Origin of the sequence: Caldisalinibacter kiritimatiensis (assembly GCF_000387765.1) — a bacterium.
Lineage (GTDB): Bacteria > Bacillota > Clostridia > Tissierellales > Caldisalinibacteraceae > Caldisalinibacter > Caldisalinibacter kiritimatiensis.
In genome coordinates this window covers 1-3,289 of the sequence record NZ_ARZA01000243.1, presented here as the reverse complement: position 1 = coordinate 3,289, position 3,289 = coordinate 1, and the positions used below count along the sequence as shown (strand labels likewise).

Here is a 3,289-nt window from a genome sequence, read left to right as displayed (position 1 = left end):
TTGATCAGTAAGCTCTTTAGGAACATCCTTGTTAAATTTATAGAAAATTCGATGCTCTAGGCTAGCCCAAAAGTCCATAGCTATGGTACGAATCTGGATCTCTACCCTAACTTCTTCTATTCGATTAGTTAAGAAAACAGGTACTTCCACTAAAAGATGAAGGCTACGATAACCATTAGGCTTAGGGTTCTTAATATAGTCTTTGACTTCAACTACCTTTAAATTACTTTGCTTCTTAATCAATTCATAAATAGTATAGATGTCAGATGTAAAGGAACAAATAATACGGGCTCCCGCTATGTCATTAATAAACTTTTTTGCATTTTCAATATTAACCTCATATCCCTTGCGAATAAGCTTCTCTTTAAGGCTATCCATGGATTTAACCCTTGACTTTATATGCTCTATAGGATTATGAAGATGAAAAAATTCAAACTCTTCATTAAGGATATTTAACTTGGTAGTAATCTCCATCAATGCAAATTTATAAATCATAATAAGATTTTTCCATTCAGCTGAGTCATGAATATTTACCAAGGTTTCCAATCATAAATCACTCCTATTCTTTAAGCTAGGTAATTATTTATTACTTACATTATAGCATACAATAAAAAGGTAACTATATCTATAAGAGGGTCAGGCCTAAGTCTATTCTTGTTACACCCCTATACAGCAAAGAAACGGAAGATTCTTTTATTAGATCTTCCGTTCCTTATAGGATATTTTATTGTTCATATGTTTTAATGTGATTATTATTATCAATATAAATAATATCCCCTGATTTAGTCATGTAAATATCTTTAATGTTCTCGGTTGGAGGAATAATTTCTTCTATTGTACTACCATTCCATTATTTTCTATCATTAGCTCTGTTATTATCTCAAGACCTTCATCTATTTTTCCTATGCTTAATTTCTTTATTATTTTCTTTGCTTTACTTTTATCTTCTACGTTTTTAATTACTGCCTGGTTTCTATGAAAGATATCTAGTTGAAAGTATGAGTTATCTTCTTTTACTATTTCCTTTATCCACCCTGCGCCATCTCCATTTACTATTTTTGTTTGTATTTCATCTACTGCTAGATCTATAATTTTCTCTACTAGATTAGTTGATATATGTCCTACTGTATCCATCTTTAGATATTCATCTAATAAAAATTTATATCCCTTTTTCCCTTCTTCTGTCTCATGGAACGATGAACCCGGTTCAGCGTTCCGCGGTTCAGCGTTCCATAATATGCAATTGATTATCAACTAACAAGATAAGTTAATAAGCTAAGTGCCTGGCATCTATTATTAATGCTTTTCTTTTTCAATTTCTTCTTTTATCTTCACTACTTCATCATAGGATATTCCTGCTCCATCTGCTATCATTTTTAAATCTAGTCCCATTTTTATTAGGTTTTTTACGACTTCATATTTGCCTTCTTTTATTCCTTCTTCTCTTCCTTTATCTTCTGCTGATTTAATTCTTGTTAATTGATCTCGAATTTCTGCTTCTCTAGCTTCGTATGCCATTCTTGCCTTCTCGTCTTTACTTATTGCTTCTAATAAATCATAAGCTTTTTTTATGTCTTTATTTTTTCTAGCCAACATTTCCATCACTCCCCTCGATTTTCCATCTATGAACTCCATCCATTGTATTATTTCTTCATTTTCATCTTTAGGAATTTCATCGTCAAATAACTTTGGTAGTTCTAAAAAATGTATTTCTAATATATCTGTAAGTTCATAGTTAGTTTCGTCTTCTTTTATATGATAAACTGTATGTATTTTCTTTATTGGTATGAATTTAAAGTCTACTATGTTTATGGTTATACATTTTTTTAGTTTGTCGTATGTATCTCCTGGTTTTATACTAGATGTATACATTTTGCTCCAGTAAAAGAGGGTTCTTTCTGGCATGTATTCTGTTGGCAGTATTTGTATTTCTATATCTATTTGCTCTCCTTCTGGGGTCTGAACTCTTACATCTAATATTCCTTTTTTATCTTCTTTAAATTCTCTAAGTAGTTCACTGTTTATTATTTTTATGTCTGAAAATTTTTCTTTTGGCATCTTTAATACTGCCGATAAAAATGATATTAAAAGTTCTTTGTTCTTTTCATTTCCAAATAAAAGTTTAAATACAAAATCTATTTTCGGTGACATTATAAATTCGTCTTTCTTTTTCACCATCGTTTCACCTTCTTCTATTTAATCGGTATATTCTTATTATACCACAAAAATCCTCCTTAACTCTTTGTTAAAAAGGATTATAAAATGAAACGAAAGGTGGCTATCTGGTATATCCTCTGGACTGAAGTATTATGCTTATATGCAATTGATTATCAAGTAACAAAATAAGTTAAGTGCCTAGCACCTATTATTATTCTAGGGGAGATAGATTATACTGATATGTTAGACAGTTATTTTATAGATGAACCATATTATGATGATAATTATGAACGTTCCTCTACAGAAAGTAGTTTAGAAACAATCTATGAAATATTTGAAAGAGATTATTCTGCATAGAAAGGAACGATGAACCGGGTTCATCGTTTCCAGACCGTAGTCACGACACAGTTGATCACAAATGTATAAACTGCACTTCTTTTTCTCCACCATCAAATAAATGTAATAAAGCCACTGTTAATGGTAAATTAAATCTTTTACGTCCTGAACCACCAGGGTTTATATATAGTGTATCATTGTAAATCCTCTTAGAAAACATATGGGAATGTCCATGTATTACAATGTCAAAGCCCTCTCTTTTTGGATCTAAATCCATCTCTTTTATATCATGTAGTACATAAATACGTGTTCCATTTATTTCAACACCCTCAGTTTCTGGATATCTATTAGACCACTTACCTTTATCATTATTTCCTTTAATTGCATACACAGGAGCTATGGTTTCTAAAGCATTTATGACATCTATTTTTCCTATATCTCCAGCATGTATGATAATGTCACTTTCCTTTAGTGCTTCTAATGCTTTTTGCCTGATAATTCCATGGGTATCTGCAATAATTCCAACTAATACTGACATAATTTTAAACTCCAATCTAATACCATTTTAATCACAAAACTTTGTTTATCAGTGAAAATCTAATATAGATGGCAAACGAAACGTCCCCTTGTCATCTGAATTGGCTCTTCACCCATAAATTCAGCAATATTATAAATAAGCATTATTTGAATATATTTATTTCTATGTATATCTCTTGCATATATACCTCCTCTATACTCATATAGCATTTCTTCGGTGAAATACAAGTTCTTAACTTTATAATATCCATGCTTTATA

At 30.6% G+C, this 3,289-nt stretch carries 5 protein-coding genes; all 5 read right to left on the bottom strand.

Translation table 11 applies throughout. The features are described 5' to 3' along the window. On the bottom strand, positions 1-546 hold a 546-nt coding region (locus L21TH_RS10975), incomplete at its 3' end, for a GTP pyrophosphokinase (RefSeq protein ID WP_034429938.1). 285 nt (positions 547-831) lie between these two features. After that, positions 832-1,254, bottom strand: a complete 423-nt coding sequence (locus tag L21TH_RS10970; RefSeq protein ID WP_155848374.1) for a UPF0236 family transposase-like protein — start codon at positions 1,252-1,254, stop codon at positions 832-834. A gap of 42 nt (positions 1,255-1,296) precedes the next feature. Further along, a complete protein-coding gene (locus tag L21TH_RS10965; RefSeq protein ID WP_006315989.1) occupies positions 1,297-2,178 on the bottom strand; it encodes an Rpn family recombination-promoting nuclease/putative transposase in 882 nt (293 codons plus the stop codon). Positions 2,179-2,569: 391 nt separating this feature from the next. Further along, positions 2,570-3,031, bottom strand: a complete 462-nt coding sequence (locus L21TH_RS10960; RefSeq protein WP_006315978.1) for a metallophosphoesterase family protein — start codon at positions 3,029-3,031, stop codon at positions 2,570-2,572. A 59-nt stretch (positions 3,032-3,090) separates the two neighbouring features. After that, the coding region (locus L21TH_RS14625; protein WP_034429936.1) for a hypothetical protein at positions 3,091-3,289 on the bottom strand (199 nt) is incomplete at its 5' end.

Coding starts and splice junctions, on each gene's coding strand:
- L21TH_RS10960 (WP_006315978.1), bottom strand. CDS start 3,031: ATGTCAGTATTAGTTGGAATTATTGCAGATACCCATGGAATTATCAGG.
- L21TH_RS10965 (WP_006315989.1), bottom strand. CDS start 2,178: ATGGTGAAAAAGAAAGACGAATTTATAATGTCACCGAAAATAGATTTT.